The organism is Brevundimonas albigilva (assembly GCF_023503965.1).
GTDB classification, from domain to species: Bacteria; Pseudomonadota; Alphaproteobacteria; order Caulobacterales; family Caulobacteraceae; genus Brevundimonas; species Brevundimonas albigilva.
On record NZ_CP097298.1, the window covers coordinates 627,855 to 651,555 of the forward strand.

General features: G+C 67.4%; 18 protein-coding genes and 6 pseudogenes. 15 read left to right on the plus strand and 9 right to left on the minus strand.

All coding sequences use genetic code 11. The features are described from left to right. Window positions 1-90 precede the first annotated feature (90 nt). From MU852_RS03305 to MU852_RS03335, 8 genes and pseudogenes are all read left to right on the plus strand, one after another. A complete protein-coding gene (locus tag MU852_RS03305; protein WP_249751006.1) occupies window positions 91-489 on the plus strand; it encodes a hypothetical protein in 399 nt (132 codons plus the stop codon). 48 nt (window positions 490-537) lie between these two features. Then, window positions 538-1,854, plus strand: a complete 1,317-nt coding sequence (locus MU852_RS03310; protein ID WP_249751007.1) for a TolC family protein — start codon at window positions 538-540, stop codon at window positions 1,852-1,854. 39 nt (window positions 1,855-1,893) lie between these two features. Then, on the plus strand, window positions 1,894-3,111 hold the full coding sequence (locus MU852_RS03315; protein WP_249751008.1) for an efflux RND transporter periplasmic adaptor subunit: 1,218 nt from the start codon (window positions 1,894-1,896) through the stop codon (window positions 3,109-3,111). Window positions 3,112-3,126: 15 nt separating this feature from the next. Continuing rightward, window positions 3,127-6,312: pseudogene (locus tag MU852_RS03320) on the plus strand (efflux RND transporter permease subunit). Continuing rightward, window positions 6,312-7,382: pseudogene (locus tag MU852_RS03325) on the plus strand (acyltransferase family protein); the annotation flags it as partial. The pseudogenes MU852_RS03320 and MU852_RS03325, both read left to right, overlap by 1 nt. A 97-nt stretch (window positions 7,383-7,479) precedes the next feature. Next, a pseudogene (locus MU852_RS18360) lies at window positions 7,480-7,812 on the plus strand (HupE/UreJ family protein); the annotation flags it as partial. Between the two features lie 77 nt (window positions 7,813-7,889). Next, on the plus strand, window positions 7,890-8,213 hold the full coding sequence (locus MU852_RS18120) for a HupE/UreJ family protein (protein WP_283843844.1): 324 nt from the start codon (window positions 7,890-7,892) through the stop codon (window positions 8,211-8,213). A 14-nt stretch (window positions 8,214-8,227) separates the two neighbouring features. After that, window positions 8,228-8,848 (plus strand): transmembrane anchor protein, encoded by a 621-nt coding sequence (locus MU852_RS03335; protein WP_249751847.1) that lies wholly within the window; start codon window positions 8,228-8,230, stop codon window positions 8,846-8,848. A 7-nt stretch (window positions 8,849-8,855) separates the two neighbouring features. Here the strand turns inward: MU852_RS03335 and MU852_RS17240 are convergent, their stop codons facing one another. The 6 genes and pseudogenes from MU852_RS17240 to MU852_RS18125 form a co-directional block, all read right to left on the minus strand. Continuing rightward, window positions 8,856-9,365, minus strand: coding sequence for an MFS transporter (locus MU852_RS17240; protein WP_283843768.1), 510 nt, complete (start codon window positions 9,363-9,365; stop codon window positions 8,856-8,858). Next, window positions 9,304-10,209: an MFS transporter gene (locus MU852_RS03340; RefSeq protein ID WP_283843845.1), complete on the minus strand. Its 906-nt coding sequence runs from the start codon at window positions 10,207-10,209 to the stop codon at window positions 9,304-9,306. Before MU852_RS03340 ends, MU852_RS17240 begins: the two co-directional genes overlap by 62 nt. 97 nt (window positions 10,210-10,306) lie before the next feature. Continuing rightward, a complete protein-coding gene (locus tag MU852_RS03345; RefSeq protein WP_347342367.1) occupies window positions 10,307-10,870 on the minus strand; it encodes a TetR/AcrR family transcriptional regulator in 564 nt (187 codons plus the stop codon). 15 nt (window positions 10,871-10,885) lie between these two features. Then, on the minus strand, window positions 10,886-11,353 hold the full coding sequence (locus MU852_RS03350) for a hypothetical protein (protein ID WP_249751010.1): 468 nt from the start codon (window positions 11,351-11,353) through the stop codon (window positions 10,886-10,888). A 1,103-nt stretch (window positions 11,354-12,456) separates the two neighbouring features. Beyond that, a complete protein-coding gene (locus MU852_RS03355) occupies window positions 12,457-12,633 on the minus strand; it encodes a helix-turn-helix transcriptional regulator (RefSeq protein WP_249751011.1) in 177 nt (58 codons plus the stop codon). Further along, window positions 12,630-13,820: pseudogene (locus MU852_RS18125) on the minus strand (IS3 family transposase). The gene MU852_RS03355 and the pseudogene MU852_RS18125 overlap by 4 nt, the downstream one beginning before the upstream one ends. Before the next feature lie 633 nt (window positions 13,821-14,453). On the opposite strand from MU852_RS18125, the gene MU852_RS03375 reads away from it, so the two are divergent. The 6 genes and pseudogenes from MU852_RS03375 to MU852_RS03400 all read left to right on the plus strand — a co-directional run bounded on the left by MU852_RS03375 (window position 14,454) and on the right by MU852_RS03400 (window position 20,158). After that, window positions 14,454-14,780, plus strand: a complete 327-nt coding sequence (locus MU852_RS03375; RefSeq protein WP_249751013.1) for an RNA polymerase sigma factor — start codon at window positions 14,454-14,456, stop codon at window positions 14,778-14,780. Window positions 14,781-14,815: 35 nt separating this feature from the next. Beyond that, window positions 14,816-14,938: a sigma factor-like helix-turn-helix DNA-binding protein gene (locus MU852_RS03380; RefSeq protein ID WP_249751014.1), complete on the plus strand. Its 123-nt coding sequence runs from the start codon at window positions 14,816-14,818 to the stop codon at window positions 14,936-14,938. A 10-nt stretch (window positions 14,939-14,948) separates the two neighbouring features. Then, window positions 14,949-15,956 carry a FecR family protein gene (locus MU852_RS03385; protein ID WP_249751015.1) on the plus strand — a complete coding sequence of 336 codons (1,008 nt, stop codon included), beginning with the start codon at window positions 14,949-14,951 and terminating at the stop codon, window positions 15,954-15,956. A gap of 104 nt (window positions 15,957-16,060) precedes the next feature. After that, window positions 16,061-16,759 (plus strand): annotated as a pseudogene (locus tag MU852_RS03390) (STN domain-containing protein); the annotation flags it as partial. Between the two features lie 1,189 nt (window positions 16,760-17,948). Further along, window positions 17,949-18,974 carry a TonB-dependent receptor domain-containing protein gene (locus MU852_RS03395; protein ID WP_249751849.1) on the plus strand — a complete coding sequence of 342 codons (1,026 nt, stop codon included), beginning with the start codon at window positions 17,949-17,951 and terminating at the stop codon, window positions 18,972-18,974. Further along, the gene (locus MU852_RS03400; RefSeq protein ID WP_249751016.1) at window positions 18,974-20,158 is read left to right on the plus strand and encodes a hypothetical protein; all 1,185 of its coding nucleotides are present in this window, start codon (window positions 18,974-18,976) and stop codon (window positions 20,156-20,158) included. The genes MU852_RS03395 and MU852_RS03400 overlap by 1 nt, the downstream gene beginning before the upstream one ends. 164 nt (window positions 20,159-20,322) lie before the next feature. On the opposite strand, the gene MU852_RS03405 is transcribed toward MU852_RS03400, so the two are convergent. Continuing rightward, on the minus strand, window positions 20,323-20,757 hold the full coding sequence (locus MU852_RS03405) for a hypothetical protein (RefSeq protein WP_249751017.1): 435 nt from the start codon (window positions 20,755-20,757) through the stop codon (window positions 20,323-20,325). Between MU852_RS03405 and MU852_RS18130 the strand changes: the two genes are divergently transcribed. Next, the gene (locus MU852_RS18130) at window positions 20,656-21,387 is read left to right on the plus strand and encodes an alpha/beta hydrolase family protein (protein ID WP_430641213.1); all 732 of its coding nucleotides are present in this window, start codon (window positions 20,656-20,658) and stop codon (window positions 21,385-21,387) included. The genes MU852_RS03405 and MU852_RS18130 overlap by 102 nt on opposite strands. On the opposite strand, the pseudogene MU852_RS03410 reads toward MU852_RS18130, so the two are convergent. Both MU852_RS03410 and MU852_RS03415 read right to left on the minus strand, forming a co-directional pair. After that, a pseudogene (locus MU852_RS03410) lies at window positions 21,373-22,938 on the minus strand (asparagine synthase-related protein); the annotation flags it as partial. The gene MU852_RS18130 and the pseudogene MU852_RS03410 sit on opposite strands and share 15 nt — an antisense overlap. A 74-nt stretch (window positions 22,939-23,012) precedes the next feature. Next, window positions 23,013-23,654, minus strand: a complete 642-nt coding sequence (locus MU852_RS03415; protein WP_249751019.1) for a lasso peptide biosynthesis B2 protein — start codon at window positions 23,652-23,654, stop codon at window positions 23,013-23,015. Window positions 23,655-23,701: the final 47 nt, after the last annotated feature.

The window sequence follows — 23,701 nt, forward strand, 5'->3', positions numbered from 1 at the left end:
TCGCCCCGATTCCGCCTAAGCGGCGAAGGTCGGGGATTTATCGTGCCGCACCTTGCTCGTCTCGTCTGCGCCTGTCTCGGGGTGATCGTCATGATCGCCCTGCAGGCGCATGGCGTGATCAACACGCAGCACCGGATCGATCACGCCCTACAGTTTCCGGGCGTCGCTTACGCGGAAACCGCATCGGTCGATCACGACCATTCTGAGGATCATGACCACGGTCACGATCATGAGTCCTTTGATCCAGAGCCGCTCTCGACCGACATCGCCGAGGCCGTCGATGTCGCCGACACCGGCGGGGACAGCCCCATCAATCACCACCATCACAGCGGGGGCGATATTCACGTCGCCCTGGCTGCACCGGCACACCCGGCGCAAGCGGTGATCTCCGCAGCCGCCCGTCTCGGGCCGATGGACAGTCTCGCGCCGCCCGGCCTCAGGGGCGATGGACCGTCCCACCCTCCTAAACAGCAGCGCCTGATCGCCTGATCCTGCGCGGCCTGACGGCTGCGCGCGCCCTGTTTTCGGAGACATCCCTTGAGATACCCCTTGTCCGGCGACGCCGGACCGTGGGCGCGTTACGCCGCTTCGGCGCTCGCGCTCGCTGTTTCAGCCGCCCTGCCCTTCGGGCAGGCGGTCGCCCAGGCCGTGCCGCAATCGCCGGTCAGCGCCTCTTCGACCCAGCTTCCGCTGGAGGAAGCCCTACGTCGCGCGGCCTCCACCGACCCGGCCCTGGCGGGTCTTGAGGCTCGCGGTCGCGCGGGCGCGGCCGCCGTGCGACAAGCCGATGTCCGGCCCAACCCGACGCTCGGCTTGATGGTCGAGAACTTTCCAACGCTCGGCGGCGACATCATCGACCGCACTGAGACGACGCTGTCCTATGAACAGCGCCTGGAACGCGGTGGAGACCGGCCGGCCCGAGTGGCTCTGGCGAGGGGCGAGGCCGCGATCGTTCAGGCAGAGGCCGCGATCCGGGGCCTGGATCGACTGGAACAGGTCCAACGCGCCTGGGCCGAGGCGCTCGCCGCCCAGGCTGAACTGGAGATCGCCCGCGAACGACTGGCTCTGGCGGAACGCTTTGAAACGGAGGTGCGGCGTCGGGTCGACATGGCGCGTGATCCCTTGTTCGCCGGAGCCCGCGCCGAGGCCGCTCTGGCCCAGGCCCAGATCGACTTCGATCAGGCCGAGATCCAGGCCCGGTTGGCGCGCGCCACCCTGGGGCGGTTCTGGGTTGGCGCGTCGGAGTTCTCTCTCGATCCGGCGGATTTCGAGGACACCAGCGCGGCCCGCCAAGTCGCCGGCGGCGCCACGGAGATCGATCTGGCGGTCCTGGCCGCTCAGCGCGACGTCGCGACGGCGCGTGTCCGCCTGGAGCAGGCGCGGGCGGTGCCTGACGCGACCGTGAGCGTCGGCGTGCGCCATTTCTGGGACGGACAGGATCTCGGCCTTGTGGTCGGAGGATCGATCCCGCTCGGTCGCTACGACCGCAACGAGGGGGCCATCGAGCGCGCCCGGTTCGAGGGTGCGGCCGCGGAGGCCGACATGGCGGCCTTGCGCCAGGAGCGCGAGCGCGAGATCGCTCGGCTCCAGGTCCTGCTCGCCTCGCAAGCCCTGGAAGCTCGGCGCATCGCCGAAGAACCCCTGCCCCAGGCGGAACGCGCCGTCGTGCTGGTGCGCGACGGCTTCAATCGAGGCGGCTTCACCTACAACGACGTCATCGCCGCCCAGACCGCCCTGCTAGAGACCCGGGCTCGCCGGGTCGCCGTCCTCAGACAATTTCACCTCGATCGCGCACGCCTCGACCGGCTGACCGGCGCGCACGCCGGCCTGCTCGGCCTGGAGACCCAACCATGAGAGCCTATACACCCGCGCCTCGTTTTCGGCGCGGCCACCATGGCGCTCGCGCTCGCTCTCGCCGCCTGCGGCTCGGGGGGCGGCGAGACGGCCGATGGCGAAGGCGCGGAAGCCGCCGCCGCCGACTATGAGCGCGGACCGCACAACGGCCGGCTGCTTCGAGACGGCGACTTTTCGCTGGAAGTCACCATCTACGAGGAGGGGCCGGAACCCCTGTTCCGCCTCTATCCCTATCTGAACGACCGGCCTCTCGATCCTCGTCAGGTCCAGGCGACCATCGCCCTGACCCGACTGGGGCCGAAGGTGGACCGCTTCACTTTCGCTGCTGAGAACGACTATCTGACCAGTCCGGGCATCGTCTCGGAGCCCCACTCCTTCGACGTGGCGGTGGCGGCCACGCGCGGCGGCCAGAGGTCGAACTGGACATACCAATCCTATGAAGGCCGAACGATCATCACGGCCGAGGCGGCGCGCGCCGGCGGGGTGACGACCCAGCGGGCGGGTTCGGCTGTGTTGGGCGAGACGCTGCCCCTCTCCGGTCGCGTCGAGATCAAGCCGGAGGGCCTGGCCGAGGTTCACGCCCGCTATCCCGGCCGGGTGGTCTCCATGAACGTGGAATTGGGCAGCCGGGTCCGTCGGGGCCAGGTTTTGGCGCGCGTGGAATCCAGCGAGAGCCTGCAGACCTATTCGGTCACTGCGCCGATCTCGGGCGTGATCACGGTCAAGAACGTCAATCCCGGCCAGATCACGGGCAATGGCGAGCCGATGCTGGAAATCGGCGATCCCAGTCAGCTTCACGCCGAGTTCTTCCTCTACCCGCGCGACGCCGAGCGGGTGCGGGTCGGACAGAGGGTCGAGGTGCGCAGCCTGACAGGAGACAGCCGCGTCAACGCGGTGATCGAGGCCATCCTGCCTGCGGCCGACGTTCTCAGCCAGACCCTGGTGGCGCACGTTCATCTGCCGGCAGGGTCAGGGAACTGGCGGCCTGGGCTCGGGGTCGAGGGATCGGTCCAGGTCGGCTCGGGCGAGGTTCCGCTCGCGGTCTACACCCGGGCGCTTCAGCCGTTCCGCGACTTCACGGTCGTCTACGCCAAGGTGGGAAACACCTATGAGGTCCGCATGCTCGACCTGGGTCGTCGCACCGACGAGTGGACCGAGGTGCTCGGCGGCCTGGAACCGGGAACCGAGTACGTCGTGGACGGCGCTTTCCTCATTCGCGCGGACATCGAGAAGTCCGGCGCGAGCCACGACCACTAAGAGGGCTCGCGCATCATGCTTGAACGCATCATCGCGCTGTCGATCCGGTTCCGCTGGGTCGTCATGGCGCTCGTCATCGTGGCGGCGGCGGTCGGGGTCTGGAGCTTCCAGAGGCTGCCGATCGACGCCACGCCCGACATCACCAACGTCCAGATCCAGATCAACACTGAGGCCCCCGGCTATTCGCCTCTGGAGGCCGAACAACGCATCACCTTTCCGGTGGAGACCGCCATCGCGGGCGTGCCGGGCCTCAGCTATACCCGATCCGTCTCGCGCTACGGCCTGAGCCAGGTGACGGTGGTGTTCGAGGACGGCACCGATATCTACCGCGCCCGGCAACTGGTCAACGAGCGTCTGCAAAGCGCGCTCGGCCAGCTTCCGCCCGGCCTGTCGCCCGAACTCGGCCCCATTGCCACGGGGCTGGGCGAGATCTTCATGTACACCATCGAGGCCGAACCCGGCGCCCGCAAGGCGGACGGCACAGCCTACACGCCCGAAGACCTTCGCACGCTGCAGGACTGGGTCATCCGTCCGCAGATGCGCAACACCCCCGGCGTCACCGAGGTCAACACCATCGGCGGCTTCGTGCGCGAGTATCATGTCACCCCCGATTCCGTGAGGCTCGCCGCCTTCGGCGTCACCATGGCTGAGGTGGTCGAGGCGCTGGAGCGTAACAACGCCAACGTCGGCGCGGGCTACGTCGAGCGCTTCGGCGAGCAGTGGCTGATCCGGGTTCCCGGCCAGGCGTCCACGACGGAGGATCTGCTCAACGTCGTCATCGCCACACGAGGGGGCGTCCCGATCCGGGTGGCCGAAGTCGCCGACGTCGGCATGGGTGAGGAGTTGCGCACCGGCGCAGCGACGGAAAATGGCAAGGAGACGGTGCTGGCCACCGTTCTGATGCTGGCCGGCGAGAACAGCCGCGTGGTGGCCCAGGCCGCCGCCGCCCAGCTGGAGGTCGCGTCGCGGGCCCTGCCTGCGGGCGTCGTCGCCTCGCCCGTCTATGACCGCACCGACCTGGTCGAGCGCGCCATCGGCACGGTGGAGAAGAACCTGGTCGAGGGGGCGCTGCTGGTCATCGTCGTCCTCTTTCTGCTGCTGGGGAACATCCGCGCCGCCCTGATCACCGCGGCCGTGATTCCCATCACCATGCTGATGACGATCACCGGCATGGTGCAGGCCGGGGTGTCGGGCAATCTGATGAGCCTCGGGGCGCTGGACTTCGGTCTGATCGTCGATGGCGCCGTGATCATCGTCGGAACTGCCTGAGACGGTTCGCCGAGGCCCAGCACCAGAAGGGCGGCCTGCTGACGCGGCAGGAGCGTTTCGACCTGGCGTCCAGGGCGTCCAGCGAGGTCATTCGGCCGTCTCTGTTCGGCGTCCTGATCATCACCCTGGTCTATGTGCCGATCTTCGCTCTGGACGGCGTGGAAGGCAAAACCTTCCATCCGATGGCCATCACCGTAGTCATCGCCCTGACCGCCGCGCTGATCCTGTCCCTGACTTTCGTGCCGGCGGCCGTGGCCATGTTCGTCACGGGCAAGGTTCAGGAGAAAGACAGCTTCCTCATGCGCTGGGCGCGCGTGGGCTATCAGCCCGCGCTCGACTTCGCGCTGAAGTTCCGCCTCGCCATGATCGGCGGCGCGGTGGCCCTGGTGGCGCTCGCGGCCTTCGGGGCCTCGCGCATGGGATCCGAGTTCGTGCCGAACCTGGACGAGGGCGACATCGCCATGCACGCGCTTCGGATTCCAGGCACGAGCCTGACCCAGGCCATCCAGATGCAGACCGCCCTGGAGGCCCGCCTGGCCCGGTTCCCGGAGGTCGAGCGCGTCGTGGCCAAGATCGGCACCGCCGAGGTGGCCACCGACCCGGTGCCGCCGTCGGTTGCGGACACCTTCATTCTGCTGAAGGACCGCGACGATTGGCCAGATCCCAGGAAACCCAGGCTCGAGCTCGTGCGCGAGATGGAGGAAGCCGTCGAGGCCATCCCCGGCAGCAAGTACGAGTTCACCCAGCCGATCCAGATGCGGTTCAATGAACTGCTCTCGGGCGTTCGCGCCGACGTGGCGATCAAGGTCCACGGCGACGACCTGGATCAACTGGTCGCCCTGGGCTCGCAGATCGAGGAGATCGTCGGCGGCGTTCGCGGCGCGGCCGATCCGCAGTCGGAACAGGTCACCGGCCTGCCCATGCTGCAGATCACGCCGAACCGGGCCGCCATCGCGCGCCTGGGCCTCAGCATCGAAGACGTCCAGTCGGTGATCACAACCTCGATGGGCGGCCAGACGGCCGGTCAGATATTCGAGGGCGACCGGCGTTTCGACATCGTCGTGCGCCTGCCCGAAGAGCAACGTCGCAACACCGACGCCATCGGCCGCATCCAGGTGCCGCTGCCGGCGGCCGAGGGACAGCCGCGCGCCTTCGTGCCGCTCAGCGAGATCGCCACCATCGCGTTGGAAACCGGCCCGAACCAGATCAGCCGAGAAGATGGCAAGCGACGCATCGTCGTCACCGCCAACGTCCGCGACCGCGACCTTGGCTCCTTCATCGCGGAAACCCAGGAACGGATCGAGCGCGAGGTCGATCTGCCGGCGGGCTATTGGGTCACCTACGGCGGCACCTTCGAACAGTTGATCTCGGCGGCCCAGCGGCTGCAGGTCGTCGTTCCGGCGGTGCTGTTGCTGATCCTGGGTCTGCTGTTCGCCCTGTTCCGTTCCTGGCGCGACAGTCTGATCGTCTTCTCCGGCGTGCCTCTGGCCCTGACTGACCGGAGGGGTGGCGGCGCTGATGCTCAGGGATCTTCCGCTGTCGATCTCGGCCGGGGTGGGCTTCATCGCCCTGTCGGGCGTGGCCGTGCTGAACGGCGTCGTCATGGTCAGCTTCATCCGGGGCTTGATCGAGGAGGGCAAGCCGGTCGGCGAGGCCATCCGCGAGGGCGCCCTGACCCGGCTGCGGCCGGTGTTGATGACCGCCCTCGTCGCCAGCCTCGGCTTCGTGCCCATGGCGCTGAACGTGGGCGCCGGGGCCGAGGTTCAGCGCCCCCTGGCCACGGTCGTGATCGGCGGGATCATTTCCTCGACGGTCCTGACCCTGCTGGTCCTGCCGGCTCTCTACAGCCTGGTCCACGGCCGCGACCGATCCGTCGATCGACCGCGACCGGCTTGGCTGGATCACCTGCCGTTCCGCCGCGGACGCGTCTGATGTCCGCCGCTCTTCCTCGGAAGGGCGGCGGCGGCGCCGACGGGGTCCCAGACCCGTCGGCGCAGGCCCTGCCGGAGCGGTTGCTGGCCCTGACCAGCATCCGCTTCTGGCTCGCCCTTGGCGTGGTGTTGTTTCACTACCAGCTCAACATGGTCCCCGAGGGCGGCGCGGGCGTCAGCCTGATCGAGCGCGCCCGGCTGGCCGTCGATTTCTTCTTCATCCTGTCGGGCTTCGTCCTGGCCCACGTTTACGGAAACCAGATCCGCGGCGGCCGTTACAGTCACCGCCGGTTCCTGATCGCCCGGCTGGCGCGGATCTATCCGGCCCACATCTTCATGCTGGCCGTGATGGCGATCATCGTGGCCGCGGCGCTCGTCCTGGGCCAGAGCTTCGACGCCGACGACTATTCTCTGTTCGGGCTGGCGACGGCCGCGACCCTGACGCACGCCTGGCTTCCGGTGATGGTCGTCAACGAATGGAACGGGCCGTCGTGGTCCCTCTCGGCGGAATGGGCGGCCTATCTGGCCTTCCCGGCCTTCGCCTTCGTCGGCCTGCGCCACGGACGAAATCCATGGGCGGTGATCGCCCTGGCCATCGGGCTGTTCGTGGCGCTCGACGCCTTCTATCGCTGGCGGTTCGGCGAAATCCTGACCCATGCGGAACTGCTGCTCGGCGTGCTGCGGATCGCGCCGGAGTTTCTCTACGGTATCGGCCTCTACGGCTTGGCGGTCCGGTTTCGGCCCGGTCCGGCGGCGTCATCGGCTGCGGCCGTGGTCTCTTGCACGGTCCTGCTGGCCCTAATGGGCTTCAGCGCCGACGAGCGGGTCACCGTCGGGGTGTCCGGCCTGGTCATCCTGAGCCTGGCCTGGCTCGCGCGGTCGGGATCGGACCGGCTGTTCGCCCATCCCTGGGCGCTCGAAGCGGGCGAGGCCTCCTACGCTCTCTACCTCGTCCATCTTCCCCTTCTGATCCTCTGGAAGAACGGCGTGGGCCTGCTGGCCGGCGTCGACAGCGGCTACCGCATGCAGGTCTGGGAAGCCGGGGTGTTGCTGGCCATCACCCTGGCGACGGCCTTCGCGCTCCATGCCCTGTGGGAGCGCCCCGCGCGTCGCTGGGCGCGTCGCGCCTTCCTCGACCCCTCCCCCTCAACCTTGCGAAAGGATCTTCATGACATCCGCAGTGCGCTTCGACCCCTGGTCGTGGCTCCGGTCGCCTTGGACGGCCCTCATCCTCGTGATCGGCGTTCTGCTTGTGGACGGCGCCCTCAGTCCAGCGCTCGCTCACGGCGTCGCCGATGGCGACAAGGGCTACATCCAGGAGACCTCGGGCTTCCTGTTCTGGCCGTTCCTGTACCTGGGCGCCAAGCACATGGTCACCGGCTACGACCACCTGCTGTTCCTGCTGGGGGTGATCTTCTTCCTCTACCGGATGAAGGACATCAGCATCTATGTGACCCTGTTCGCGATCGGTCACTCCTCGACCCTGCTGCTCGGCGTGCTGACGGACGTCAGCGTGTCCAGCTATCTGGTGGACGCCATCATCGGTCTGTCGGTCGTCTACACAGGGCGCTCGACAACATGGGGGCCTATCAGCGCTGGTTCGGGTTCCAGCCCAACACCAAGGCCGCGACCTTGGTCTTCGGCCTGTTTCATGGCTTTGGCCTGGCGACCAAGCTGCAGGACTTCAACCTGTCGCCCGACGGCCTGATCGGCAATCTGCTGGCCTTCAACGTCGGGGTCGAGATCGGCCAACTGCTCGCGCTCGGGGCTATCCTCATCGTCATGGGCTTCTGGAGGAAGACCTCCGGCTTCTGGCGCCACGCCTACACCGCCAATGTGGTCGTCATGACCCTCGGCTTCATCCTGGCGGGCTATCAGCTCGTCGGCTTCTTCGTCGCCTGACCGGAGACCCCATCATGTACAATGCGAACAAACCCACCGCCGCCGAACTGCCCTCGACCGGGCAACTGCTGAGGTCCACAGGCATCGCCGCCGCAGTCGCCGCCGCGCTCCTGGTCACCGTCGTCCTGCCCGCCGAGTATGGCGTGGACCCGACCCGCATCGGATCCGTGCTCGGCCTGACGGAAATGGGGCGGATCAAGATGCAGCTGGCCGCCGAAGCCGAGGCCGAGGAGGCGGGTCTGGCCCCGGCGGCCCCTGCGCCCGTCGTCACCGCCACCGCCCCCGCCGCTTCGGCCGGCGCCGCCCCCGTCCCGGCCGGTCAGCGCTCGGACGAGACCGTCATCACCCTCGCGCCCGATCAGGGCGCCGAGATCAAACTGGTGATGGAGGAAGGCGCCCGCGTCCAGTTCACCTGGGTGAGCAGCGGCGGCGCGGTCAACTTCGACACCCACGCCGACCGGCCCGGGACGCCCTATCACGGCTACGGCAAGGGATCGGAACAGCGCGTGGAGGGCGAGCTCGTCGCCGCCTTCACCGGCAGTCATGGTTGGTTCTGGCGCAACCGCACCGGCGAACCGGTGACCATCACGCTGCGGACCACCGGGGCCTATTCCGAGGTCAAGCGCGTGGTCTGACGCCCCGTCAGCGCCGCCGAGGCCCCGGATCTTGCGACGTCCGGGGCCAGCGCCGGTGCAGATCGTCGATGACGACGGGGTGCGCGTGCGCCGCTCGCCCCTCTCCCGCCTCGCGGTCGTCTTGCAGATGAGGATGCCCCGCCCCGAGGTCGTCATGCGCGTGCGGCAGGTTCAGGGGATCATGGGCTGGCCAGACCAGGAAGGCCAGGCCGGTCCCCAAGGCGCACAGCGCGGCCAGGACCGCGAAGGCGGCGGCGGGGTCGGCTTCGGCGGACACTAGGCCCGCGACCGGATAGGCCACCAGCCAACAGGCGTGAGACAGAGCGAACTGAGCCGCGAACAGCGCTGGGCGGTCCTGTCCGGTCGAGGAACGACGCAAGGCGCGCCCGGCGGGGGTGATGGTCAGGGAATAGCCGAACCCCATGACGATCCAGAGAGCTATCAGCACACCGTAGCTACGGGCCGCCACGGCGCCGGCGACCAGCACCGTCGTCATCAGGGCGCCGCCGAGGATCATGGCCCAATCGATCGGTCAGGCGGTCGAGGGCGCGCGGCAACACCACGGCGGCGATCATCGATCCCGATCCGAAGGTCGCCAGCGCCCAGGCCGTCGCCTGCTGCGACAGACCGAAGTTGGATTGCACCAGAACCACTGTGTTGACGAAGACCATGGCGCCGCCGGCGGCGGTGGACAGACTGATCGCCAGCAGGCCGCGCAGACGCGGGGTCAGGGCGAAGAGCCTCAGCCCTCCGGTCAGCCGCCTTACGAAAGGCAAGGTGGTAGGCGCCGTCGCCCTGGGCAGGGCGGCCGTCAGCACGAAGGCCGCAGAGACGACAAACCCAAAGGCCGTTCCGAGAAACAGATTGTTGTAGCTGATGACCGCGAGCAGCAGCGCCGCCAGAACCGGACTGGCGACGCTCTCGAGGTCGGCGGCCAGGCGAGAGAGCGACAGGGCCTTGGTGTATTCCGTTTCGTCCGGCAGCAGATCGGGAATCATGGCCTGGAACGCTGGGGTGAAGGCGGCCGAGGCGAGGTAGAGCACGGTCATCAGGGCGTAGACCTGCCAGGCCTCGCCTACGAAGGGCAGCGACGCTGCAACGCCCGCCCGGATGAGGTCGAGCGACACCAGTAAAGTCTTCCTCGGGAGGCGCGCCGCTAGCGCGCTCGCGAACGGGGCCACGCCAATATAGGCGACCATCTTGATCGCCAGCGCCGTCCCCAAGATTTGCCCGGCGCTCGCGCCCGCTAGGTCATGAGCCAATAGGCCGAGCGCCACGGTGGCCATGCCCGTACCAAGCAGGGCCGCGACCTGAGCGAAGAAGAGGTGCCGGTAGGCGGCATGGCGTAGTGGGGAAAACATTAGGACAAGAAGAGATTGAAGCGCCCAAAACCGAGCCGATGAACCCTGGCACTGATCGCGATCAGGACGAACGAAACAGCAGAGCGGATCGCGAGGTTCACGTTGGCTCCAGCCCGCGCAACATAGCACTGACCGCCCGGTCCGCTTCCTGTTCGATGAGCGTCGACACTCCGGTCAGCGCGCGGCGTAGTGCTATGCCGTGTAAAAGGTCCAGAAGCGCGGCGGCCGATGCCTGCAGGTCTGTTGATCCCGTCAGCAGGCCATCGCTGCGCAAATCCCTCAACACCTTGGTCAAGGCCTGGTGAAGCGCTTCAGCACCTTCGGGTGCGTGCGCCTTCGCGATCGCGGCAGGATAGCTGGGGTGCAGTGCCGCTCTAAGCGCTCCCGGCATCGACGTCTCCAACCACGCCAGCAGGCGGGATGCGACGCCAACCAGTCGTCCCTGGGCCCCATTTTCTCCATCCCGTCGATCAAACACCAAGTCGAGCGAGGGCGGCCGAGGCAGCATGGCGGCGAAGAATAGACGCTCCTTGGTCTGCCAGCGCTGAAACAGAAGCGCCTGGCTGACCCCAGCCGCATCAGCGACGTCCCGCGTGGTGGCCGAAGCCCCGAGCGCCACAAAGGTCGCTCGGGCGGCCCGCAGTATCCCGTCCTCGTCGATCGTGCGGTCGCGCCATCAGACAGGCTTCGGCAGAGGGATACGAACGCCATACTCTTTTCGGATATCGACGAGGGGCACTTCGAGATAACGATCGTAGTCGGTCCAGGACCACCTCTTGCGCATGCGTCGGGCTCGGAAAGCGGCGTCGGCGATGGAGGGAAGCGCGGCGATCAGGGCACCCAGTCGTCGCGCGTGCCCCATCTCGCTCGCGAACGTCCGATGGTCCCGGCTCATCGTTACTGCTCGGATTTCGCCATGCTTCACGGTGGTCCCCAGCATCATCCAGGCGTGCGCGATGGCCTCGCCCCGGTCGGACGTATCGCAGGCGAAAATCACGTGAACTGCATCATGGGCCGTCATGGAGCGCTCCACCTCGGGTGCGACCGTCATGGCGACATCCCTTTCCTTGGCGTCTTCCTCACGCAGCAGCGCAATCGATTGGCGTAACGTCAGCCGACACTGCGGCTCCAGATAAGCGAGCATGAACACCTCCATCTTCAGGGTGAAGACGACCGGCTAACATTTATGATCGGCCGCTCACTAACGCTGATGCAAGCCCGAACTGGCTCCCCGGACTAATCGACGGCGGTGCCGCCGCACTGCCAGAGCTTGCGCGTTGATCAAGATGGACCGACCGTAGGTTCCATCCAGGTAGCTGAGGCTGACGGGAGATGTATCCAAACGGTTGTGGGGTGTCGTCAGTCTTCTCAAGGAGCGGCAGCAGATGCGGTTTGATCGAACGACGTCCGTTTCATGACCCCCTGAGATGACGAGCTACAGGAAGCCGTCGCCGGGCTGTGCAGCTGAATATCGTGCTGTTTCCGATCGGCTCGGCCGCCGTCCAAACGGACAAGAGGAAGCTGGACCGATAGTGTTCCGAAAGTATCTTTGGTACGGTCGACCGGCGGTCTGTTCTGCGCGTAGTGGCTTTCATTCTCTCAGTCGTGGATCCCAACGAGGAATCCCTCTCTCTTTTGCCTCAGATGCGCCCTTCAGCTCGGAGTGAAGCGTCTGTGACAGGTTCAATGGTCGTGGGTTGGCCGAACTAAGGTAGGCCAGGCCGGTCCCTAGGGCCCACAGCACGGCCAGCACCATGAAGGCGGCGGCGGGGTCGGCCTCCGCGTAAACCAGACCCGCGACCGGACAGGCCACCAGCCAACACGCGTCAGACAGAGCGAACAGCGCCGGGAGGTTCTGTCCGGTCGAGGAAGGGTGTAGGGCATGCCCGGCCCGGTGATTGTCAGGAGATATCTGAACCCCACGACGATCCAAAAACCTATCGCACGCCGTCAATGCGGGCCGTCATCCCGCCGGCGAGGCGGGTCAAATGATCGCGGAGTTTCGAGAGATCGCGAGATATTTGGGAGTAGAAGATTGCCAGTCTTCCACCAGTCAATCGCAGTTCCTCAGAGGATCGTGGTCCATCACCATGGTCGCCATGGATACCCGTCGTGCTAAAGGGGAAATCGGCGGGTTCCGGAACGATAGACGTCGATCTTGAGCCAGGGGACGCAGTGCGTCGGCGGCGATCGACGGTGAAACGCCGGGCTTCTTCGCAGAAGTTCCAGACCCGCCCCCTCCCCTTTCTAACCGGGGTCGATCAAGCCCAGCCGAACGGCCGCAGCCACGGCCTCTATCCGCGTGCGAACCCGCAGCTTGGAACAGACCTTCTCAAGATAGCTGTCGACCGTTCGCGGAGAGAGCGTGAGTATGACGCCGATATCCGCGGAGCTCTTGCCGCTGACGTGACCCCCGTTTCTCATCCAGCCATAACGAGAGTCCTGGGTTGATCTGAACTGGGGTTGTCGGGGTTGGCAAGAGGCCGGTCAGCGCAGCCCCCAACCAGCGCAGCGGACCGGCCGATCTGTCCGCTGAGCGCTTCTGCATAAGCCTGTGGCGTCAACCACCCGAGCTTCGAGTGCGGACGCCGTTCGTTGTAATCGCGTCGCCACGCCTCCAGCACTGCGCGGGCGTGCGGCAGGGATCGGAACAGCGTCTCGTTCAGCTCAACTCGTCGCGCAGGCGTCCGTTGAAGCTCTCGTTGAAGCCGTTCTGCTGGGGCTTGCCGGGCGCGATGTAATGCCAGCCGACGCCGGTGTCGTCGGACCAGGCCAGGACCGCGTTCGAGGTGTATTCCGTCCCGTTGTCGCTGACGATGGTGTCGGGCCGGCCCCGCTGCCGGATGACGGCGTCCAACTCCCGCACGACCCGCGCGCCCGACAGCGAGGTGTCGGCCACCAGCGCCAGGCATTCACGCGTGCAGTTGTCGATCACCGTCAGAATGCGGAAGCGCCGCCCGTCAGTCATCTGGTCGGCCACGAAGTCCAGCGACCAGCGCTGGTTCGCCGCCAGTGGCAGCTCCAGCGGTCGCCGCGTCCCCATCGCTCGCTTCCGACCGCCGCGTCGACGGACCGTCAGTCGCTCCTCCCGATAGATCCGCTGGACCCGCTTCCTGTTGACCGCATGACCCTCGCGCCGCAGCAGGACGTGCAGGCGGCGATAGCCGAACCGGCGACGCTCCTGGGCCAGGGCCTTCAGCCGGTCGCGCAGGGCGCCGTCGTCCGGGCGCGTCGCCTGATAGCGCACGCTCGTCCGATCGACGCCCAGCACACGGCATGCCCGCCGCTCGCTCATCTCGTAGGCGGCCTGCAGATGACCAGCCGCCTCGCGATAGCCGGCGGGCGTCACCACTTTTTCCCAGCAGGTCCTTCAGCGCCACGTTGTCCAGCATCGCGTCCGCCAGCATCCGCTTGAGCCGAGCATTCTCGTCCTCGAGCGCCTTCAACCGCCGAACCTCCGAAACGTCGAGACCGCCGAACTTGGCCTTCCATTTGTAAAAGGTCGCCGAACTGACCCCATGACGCCGGCACACCTCCGCCGTCGTCACACCGGCCTCCTGCTCCCGCAGGATCCCAATGATCTGCTCTTCCGTGAACCTTGATCGTTTCATTCTGTCCGTCCTTCGTTAGGGCGGACTCTAGCTATTCCTGGAGGAGTTTCAGGGGGTCACGTCACCGCGGCAGACCCATTGCAGACACTCTTGCTCACGCGGGCTCAATGAGGCGACGCGCGGCGGTTTATCAGGCTCGTCGGCAAGAACTTCCATACTGCACCACAGGTTGTTGCCTTTATCCGTATACGTCCTCATTGGCGCGCCGCAACGTCGATGATGCGGCCTGTCCGCAGGTTTTCTGCGGGAGTCTCGGCGTCACGCGTCGTTGTGCCGCGCGACAGCCCCGACTACATCCGAGAGGTCGGGCGCCGCGAGATAGGGACGCAGCATGAGCCGGGGTTCGCCCATGGCGAAGGCGGCGCTTCGCTCTGAAGTAGCGGGCCTCATTCGCAGAGGATTCCAACGCCCGACCCCTCCGCCTTGCGTCTGGATTCCGTTTGATTCATGCTGGACCGGCCGACCGTCGCGTCGGCAGGGGCCTGGAATCCCCTGTGCGATATTCTCTTCGACGTCCCACGCTTGGCGTGGCTGTCGCTGACCGGGTGACCGCGTCGGGCGCGAGAGCGTTTGGCCTCCGGTTTTCCGCGCGCCCGGGATTCCAGCCGCTGATGTGCGGCCTGGAGAGGCACGGTGAGCGAAGCGAAACCACTGGAGACGGATGCGGACGGAGGGCTGAACGCTCTCTATCGCCGCTATGCCGCGTGGTTGAACCGGCGTTTGCGCACCCGCGTCGGCCCGGACGATGCCGCGGATGTCGTGCAAGAGACCTATGTCCGGATCGCGCCCTACGCCGACAAAGGCATCCTCCATCCTCGCGCACTCCTCCTGAAGGTCGCGCTCAACGTCGTTCGCGACCACGGTAGGCGAGAGCGCAGAAGACGCGAACACACGGCGCACCACACGCAAGAGGTCGATTTGCCAGCCAGTTCGATGAAGTCCTCCTGGCTGAGATTGTGAGGTCTATGCCTGCCCTATACAGGGACGTCTTCGTCTTGAGCCGCTTTGACGGTATGACGTATCCCGAGATCAGCCGGATGCTCGATATTAGCGTCAAGACTGTGGAATGGCGGATGTCGAAAGCGCTGGAGCACTGCGCGTTGCGGCTCGACCTGTAGGCGAAGACCGATGACGACCGAGGCGGACGCCGACATCAGACGAAGGGAGACCGCCGATTGGTTCGCGCGGCTGAACCAGCGTCAGGTGTCCACGGCGGACATCAAGGCCTTCAGCGCCTGGCGTCGCGACGACGAAAATGCTCGAGCCTTTGACCGAATGCAGGCCTTTTGGGACGCGAGCCGGGCCTTGTCCGACCAGCCGGACATGGTCGCTCTGACAGTTGAAGCCCGGTCTCGATCTTCGACCGGACCGGGCCGACGAGCACGACGGGTCGGTGTGCTCGCTCCGATCGGGGCCGTCGGCGCTGTCGTGATGGCCGTCGCGATCGGTTGGTGGACGTGGTCTTCGCAACAAGCCAGGCCGTATTTCACCCAGGTGGGCGAACGCCAGGTCGTTGATCTGGCCGACGGTTCGTCAGTTCTCTTGGACACAGCCTCGCGGATCGAGGTTCGGATGACGGGGGAGACACGCCTGATCACCCTGACCGCCGGTCAGGCTCGCTTTGATGTCCGTCCGGATCCCGATCGCCCCTTCGTGGTGGTCGCGGGAGATACCCGCGTCACGGCGCTCGGCACCCTTTTTGATGTGCGACGGCTTGGGGCTGGGGCCCGCGTGATCCTGGTCGAAGGCCGGGTGGAGGTGCGTGACGAGAACCAACCCGGCGCTCGGTGGGACCTCGCGCCTGGACAGCAGCTCGAGACGGCGGCTCGCCAGCCGCATGTGGCCGCGACCGACCTGGCCAGTGCGGCGAGTTGGACGGCGGGCCGGCTGACATTCGAAGAGACGCCGATCGGCGTGGCCGTCGCCGAAATGAACCGCTACACGCGTCGCCCGATCGAACTCCGCGTCGGCGACCTCTCCGCCGTTCGGGTCAGCGGCGTCTTCGACGCCGGCGATATCGACGGGTTCGTCGCGGCCTTGCGTGATCTCTACGACCTCGAGGTATCTCGGTCGGAGGACGGGCGTGTCGTCCTGACTGCCTCTTATGAAAATAATCCGACCGCTGACTTAGGGTAAGCGCCGCGACCGGTCGTCTCCTCCCCGTCCCGCACCCATGCGGGTAAGAAACGGGGAGACACATGACACAGGGTTTCACATCAACGGCGCTCGCCGCGCTTCTGATGGCGTCTGCGACGCCGGTCTGCGCCCAGCAGATCGAACCCGCGCGCCGGTTCGACATTCCGGCGGGCCCCTTGTCCCGGACCCTGCCCGACTTCGCCCGGCAGAGCGGTCAGCAGATCCTCTATCCGAGCGCCCTCGTCGCCGATCGCACCTCTCCGGCGCTGTCCGGCGACTATTCGGTCGAGTCGGCGCTCGCCCTTCTGCTGCGCGACACCGGCCTCGGCTATCGCCGGAGCCGTCCCAATGTCTTCGTGCTCGTCGATCCTTCCGCTCGCGCCGAGCTCGACGACCTGGTGACCACCGAGGTCGAAGAGGTCGTGGTCACCGGCACCCTGCTTCGCGGGATCATCGACGGCCCCTCGCCCGTGGTCGTCGTCGGCCGCGACCAGATCGACCGAGACGGCCACGCGACGGTCGCCCAAGCCCTGGCCGCCCTGCCCCAGAACTTCGGAGGCACCGCCAACGAAGCCGCGATCGGCAACGGCGGCGATCGCACGGGCACCAACGCCAACTACGCCAATGGCGTCAATCTGCGGGGCTTGGGGAGCGACGCCACCCTGGTCCTGGTGAACGGGCGCCGCATCGCCGGGACCGGATCGAAAGGGGATTTCGCCGATGTGTCCTCGATCCCGACGGCGGCCGTCGAGCGCATCGACGTCCTGTTGGACGGGGCCTCGGCGCTCTATGGGGCGGACGCTGTAGGCGGTGTCGTCAACATCATCCTGCGCGACGACTACGACGGCACGGAGACCCGCGCCCGGTACGGAACGGCGGCGGACGGAGCTTTCTCGGACGTACTTCTGGCTCAGACCCTGGGACGTCGCTGGTCGAGCGGCGCGCTCATGGGAGTCTATGAATATCACGATCGCGACGCCCTTCCCGTCTCGGAGCGCCGCCGCGCCGGGGATGCGGACCTGCGATGGCTGGGCGGGACGGATCGACGCCAGAACTTCAGCAATCCCGGAAACGTCGTCGTCATCGATCCGGCGACAGGGAGCTATGTGTCGGCCTTCGCCATCCCGCCGGGCCAGGACGGCACGGCGCTGCGGCCCTCCGACTTCCTCGCCGGGCAGACCAATCTGTCGAACAACCGTCAGGGCCTCAACGTCCTGCCTCGGCAGACCCGCCAAATCGCTTACATCGCGGGACACCAGGATCTTGGCGAACGTCTGAGGCTGTCCGGCGACGCGCGGTGGGCGCAGCGCGACTACGAGACCCGCTCGGTCCCCATCACGGCCCTACTGACGGTCAACCGCAACAATCCCTTCTTCGTCTCACCGACCGGCGCAGCGTCCCACGCCATCGCCTACTCCTTCGTCGGGCAGATCCCGAACCCGACCCAGAGCGGCGACGTCCAGACGCTGTCCGCCACCTTTGGAGCCGATCTCGATCTCAGCGAGACCTGGCGTCTGTCCGGCTACATCGCCTACGGCGCGGAAGAAGCCGGTTACGCCTTGGACGGTTCGCTACAATCGACCTATCTGCGCGAGGCGCTGGGCGCGGTCGCCGACAATCCGGCCACCGCCTACAGCGCCCGGCGCGACGGCTTTCTCAATCCGTTCGGGGCCGGCGCGGTCAACCCCCAGGCCGCTCTGGATTTCATCAGCAGCGGCTTCACGCGCCTGTGGAGCGAGAGTCGCATCACGACGGCCAATGTGATGTTGGACGGCGATCTTCTGGAGCTGCCCGGAGGGCCGCTGAAAGTGGCCGTCGGCGCGGCCCTGCGCCGCGAGAATTTCGATCGCAAGGTGGACAGCTTCACCTCGGGCACGGTTCCCACACTCGGGCCGCTGAACAGGAGCGAACGCGACGTCGGCGCTTCTTCGCGGAAGCCCGCATTCCTTTTTCGGCCCCGGCAACGCCCGACCGGGTCTGAACCGTCTTCAACTGTCTCTCGCCGCGCGGTTCGAGGACTACGGGGACGTGGGGCAGACCACGAGCCCCAAGGTCGGGGTCGTCTGGGAGCCCGCCGTCGGAACGCGGCTCCGCGCCAACTACGGTCGCTCCTTTCGCGCGCCTGCGCTCCGGGAAGTGAACGACGCCGCCAGCGCCAGCCCGTCGATCCTGCCGCGAGGATCCCAGCAGATCGTCACCATGATCCTCTACGGCGGCAATCCGGACCTGGAACCGGAGACTGCGGACACCTGGACCCTCGGCGGCGATTTCCGCCCTCCAGCGATCGACGGCCTCAGGATCAGCGTCAACGCCTTCCGCACTGATTTCGAGAACCGGATCGGCCAACCGGCGCTTGAGAACGTCTTCACCGCCCTGACCGACGGGGCTCTGAGCCCTTTTGTTCGCGTGATCGATCCGACCCGCAACGCTGAAGATCGCGCGGCCATCCAGGCCATTCTCGATCTGCCCACGACCAATCTGCGCGATCTCTTCACCGCCGACGCCTATGGGGCGATCGTCGATGCGCGCTATGTGAACACCGCCAGCGTCCAGGTTCAGGGGGCGGACCTCACGGTCGGATACGCCTTCACGGTTGGACCCAACGCCTTCGACCTTTCCACCAATCTGACGTGGCTCGAACGGTTCGAGGTTCGCGCGACGCCCGCGTCCGAACCCGATGCCCAACTCGACCGTCCCAACTATCCCATCAGCCTGCGAGGCCGGACGACCCTGTCCTGGTCGCGCGGCCCCGTCACCCTGGGCGGCAGCCTCGACTATGTCTCGGATTACGCCGATCTCATGGGACGGCGGATCGGCTCCTGGACCACGGCGGACCTCCAGGCCCGCTTCGCGCCGCAGACGGGGCCCTTCGCGGGGACCTCGGTCGCTCTGACCGTCCAGAACCTTCTTGATCGCGCGCCGCCCTTCTACGATGCGCCCGAAGGCGTCGCCTATGACGCGGCCAATGCCGATGTGATCGGCCGGTATGTCTCGATCCAGCTGACGCGGAGCTGGTGATGCGCCACGCAGTTTTGGCGCTCGCCTTTTCGGCGATCACTTCCGCCTGCCCGGTCGCCCTCGAGGCTCAAGAGCGGTTCACGACCGACGTGCTGCTGAGAAAGGAGGATTTCGGCGCTGTGCGCGTCAGTCCCGACGGCCGCTGGGTCGCCATGGAGGTCCAGGCGCCTTACGACCAGGCTCCGGCCTACACCCTGGCGCAATACACCTTCGTGTCGCTCAGCCGGGTCGAGGTGTTCGACACCACGAGCCGGACCGTCCGCCACGTCCTCGCCGACCCCGGTCACGCGGCCGGTTTCCGGGCCGGTCCGTTCTCACCCAACGGTGACCGGATGGTGGTCTATCGTCTGGAGGCCGATCGATGGACGCTGGGCATCTTGGAGACACGGACCGGCGCGGTGCGCTGGACGGAGCTGACGCCGGAGGAGACCCAGTTCGGACGGACCGTAGCCTGGCGGACCGCCGACGAGCTTCTGGTCGTGTCTCGCCCGGACCATAGCCTTCCGATCGCCTTCAAGATCGGCGGCCAGGCCCAGGCCCGCACCCGCGCCCTTTGGGAGGATACGGCGTCCGGAGCGCGGGTCGGCGCGACCTACATCCCCAGCGGCGCGCTCCGGGACACCCGGGACCAAGCGGTCCCGCTACAGCTCGTCCGCCTCGACCTTAACACCGGAGACCAAACGGTCCTCGCCGAGGGCGCGATCTACGACCTGATGCTGTCTCCCGACCGACGCCGCGTCGCGGTGCTGGAGGAACGGGAGGACCTTCAGCCCGTGGCCGGCCGTCCGGTTCGGGTCGGCGATCCCATGCGTCGTCGGGCGCTGAGGCTGATCGACTTGGAGATCGGAGAGATCCCGCTTGCGCGGTCGCTCGACTATGCGCCCTATTTTCTGAGCTGGCGGCCGGACAGCGGCGCCATTCTGGCCTTCGCCCGCGCGGACAGCCAAGCCGATTACGAGGATGGCGGCGACTATGTCGTCGTCACGGTCGACGGACGCGTGGAAACCCTAGGCCGCAACCGACACACCCCCGCCCTCGTGCGAAGCGTCTGGGGCGAGCCCATCGCCCTCGGCGGCTGGCGCGCCAGTGCCCCCTCCTGCGCGTGCGGAATGATGACGGGAGCCCACGCTGGCGATCGACCGACGGCCTCACCGATCTGCCCGCCGAGCCCGCCGACCGGCTGATCGCTTGGGATGAACGCACGACCGTTCGCAGAGGCGAGCGGCTCCTCGATCTCTCCGGAAACACAGTAGCCACCGGAACCCCGGCGAACCTCGGCGATCTCGGCGACAGCGGCAACCGGGCGGCATTCACGCCCGACCCCGACGCCTACTGGGCCATACGATCCTCAGGCTGCCTTCAGTCCCAACGGTCCGCAGAACCGGCCTGTGTCGCGCCGCCGGGCGAGGGAGAGCGGGTCCTGGCGGCGGGTCCGAACGTCATCGTCACGCGCGAGGATCGCGCGGACGGCGCCTCGGCGCTCAAGCTGCACATCGGCGACCGGATCGAAACGACGGCGCGGATCAATGCGGATCGAGCCGCTCTCGATTGGGGTGAGACCGTCCGTGTGCCGCATGACGGCCCCGCCGGCGAACCCCTTACGAGCTGGCTGCTGCTGCCGCCGAACCTTTCCGCCGGCGAGCGGGCGCCGCTGGTGGTTCAGGTCTATGTCGGACGGGTCATGCCGAGCGCGCCGCGCGAGGCCGGACGCGGCTCCACCCTTCTTCAGAACAACCCTGCGGTCATCGCGGCGAGCGGATACGCGGTCCTCCTGGTCAGCCAACCCAATCCCTCGGACGGCCGATTTACCGGAGCGGAGCTCGCCCAGCGGATTCTCGACATCGCGGACAAGGCCGCCGCCGTCGCCCCCGTCGATGCCGAGCGGCTAGCCCTCATCGGGCACAGCTACGGCGGCTACAACGTCCTGTCCGCCGCGCCTCACAGCCCGCGGTTCGCCGCCGTCATCGCCTCGAACGGAGCCGCCGATCACAGCACGACGCTCATCCTGCCGCAATTCTACCGGACGGCCGTCGACGAGGGCGTCCCCATCGGCACCTCCATCGGCTGGGCGGAGACCGGCCAAGCCGCTGTCGGAGTCTTTCCCGAGGACGCCGCTCGTTATGTCGCGCTGAGCCCGCTGTACGACGCGGCGGCCTTGACCACCCCGGCGCTGCTGATCGAGTCCGATCTGGACCGACCGCGCTACGGGGCCCTGTTTGGCGCCCTCTATCGGCTCAACCGAGAGGCCGCCTGGCTCAACTATTTCGGTGAGGGACATACCCTCGCCAGCCCGGCCAATGTCCGCGACCTCCACCAGCGGATTCTGGCCTGGCTCGGACGCTATCTCGGCCCGCCGGTCGGCGATCCGCCCCGACCAGTGCCGAGCCCAGACCTCGAGGACGGCGGCGAGTAGCGGCTGGTTCGCGCCCTCGCTCCACAACAGCCGTTGGTCGTCGAGGTCGATCTCCAGCTGGGTGCGGTCCAACACGCCGGCGTCGACCAGACATCCATCGAGAAGCAGGGCCTGCAGCGCCGGAAGACTGGCGCGGGTGAGCCGGCCATAGAAGCCGCTCAGGTCGCCCTTGCTCCGGCGTTCGCGGATCTCTTCCGGCAGGCGGTCCGCGAAGGCCAGGCGCGCCAGCCCGCGATCGCGCGGACCCAGGGTCAGGCGGTCGGCCGGGACGCCGAGACAATGTTCCACGACCGGCTGGCTGAGGAGCGGATGCAGAAGCGGCGCCTGTCGGGCGCGAAGACAATCGGTCCAGAACACCTGATTGTTTACCAGGCGCTCGATCTGCCCGCGCTTGGCCGGCGGCAGATCGTCGAGGTCCTGCAGCCAGGGATGGTCGCAACGCGCCTCGCCGCGAGACCGCGAGAGCGCGAGCCGACCGACCATCCATGCCGAGCGGCGGGTCCAACGACCGACGGCCGCCCAATAGACCGGATCCAAGCCCCTCACACCGATGCGGCGAAACCGGTCGGCCGCGACCCTCGGGTCGGGCGCATGGAAGAAGACGCTGTCACCACCCTGACCGGTGACCAGTCCCTCGGCGTCGATCGCCGCCAGCCGCCGGGCCGCTTCGCGATCGTAGGCGACGTCGACACCCTGCAGGGCCGGTCTCAGACCCTGTCCGAGCGGCGCGAAGTCTTCCGGCATCAGGGCGGCCACGGGCTTGGGCACCAGGGAGAGGTCGAAGCCGCCCGTCTTCGCCGCCGCCTCGGCATAGACCCGTTCGTCGCCCTCGCGGTCCTCGCCGAAATACGTCACGAAGGCCGCCTTGGACGCATGGCCGGTCGCCGTCAGGGCGCCCGCCACGATCGCCGAATCCAAGCCGCCCGAGACCTCCGCCACCACCCTCCGTCGCGAGCGCATCAGACCGTCCACCGCGGCATCCACTACGCCGACCAGGGCGGCTGCGCTCTCGTCCACACAGCGTCGGGCGTGGTCGGCGGGACGCCAGATCGCCTCTCGGCCGCCGCCGGTTGCCGCCTGGACCCAATCGCCGGGACCGACGGTCTCGAGCTCCAGGAGCGGCACACGGTCCGTCACCAGGGCAGGGGTCGCCAGAATGTCGGCGAGCCGGGGCCAGTCGATCGCGAGGTCGGCGGGCAGCAGCGGGTCCAAAACGGGCGGCAAGCCATCGGCGATCAAGGTGACACCCCCACGCCGCCACCAGACCGCATCGAGGGCGCCGCTAGGATCCCGGATGAGGTTCAGCCCGCCGGTGTCGTCGATCCAGACCAGCAGATAGGCCCCCCATCCCTCGCGCATCAGGTCCCTGACGAGGGCCGCGCCGGATCGGCTGCTTCCGACCACGGCCGAGGGATGCGCGCCCCGTCCTCGCCATTCGCCGATCAGAACGTGGCTCCGATGGATCTGGGCGACAGGCCAATGGAAGCCGGGCGCGGTCATGACGCGAAGGCCGCGGATATCGACACGCGCCGACCAGCCGGCCCGGATCATGGCCTCAAGCGTGGCGTCCAGAACCGGATCGGCGACGCCGCTCGCCGTCGAAACCACAAGATAGCCTGGCGCGGTCACGAGCACCCCTCCCCCGCCGCAAAGATCGGCGTGTAGGCGGTGAGCCGTTCGACATCGTCGTTGAGGCAGACGTCTCCGGACTGGACCCAGCAGTGGGCCGCGAAGGGATGTAGTCGCACCCCGAACACCCAGTCGGCATCGAGCCCGCGCGCGTGAAGGAACCGCATCAGGAGGGCGGATCGGACGAGGCACTCACCCTCGATCGGCAGATAGGGCATCAGCGTCCAGAAGCGACGCGCGGCCTCGACGCTGTCGGTCGAGTCTCCCGCCACGTGGCGCCTTTCGGATCGCAGATAGGGCAAAAGGCCGCCGCGGCGTCGCGCGCGCTGAATGCCGACCAGAGCCCTCAGCGCCGGCGCGACATCGCTGAGAAGACAGGCCGCCGGACGCTCATGGATGATGGACCGGATCGGCAGCGGCGGAAGCGGTCGCCGAGACCGCCCTTCCGGATCACGCGTCAGCAGGTGGCCATCCGCCAACGCCGTGACGCCCGGATCGCCTGCCCTGACGCCGATCGTCGTGAGGGATGCGATGATCTCCCCGCCGCCCGGGAGACAGTGGTAGGCGTCCGCGCCGACATCAAGCAGGACGGCGTCGGGCCCCACGGCGACCCCGTGCACATCCGGCCGCAGGAACAACCGATCCGGGGACGGGACCGCCGATTGAGCGTCCCGTCCCCTTCGGC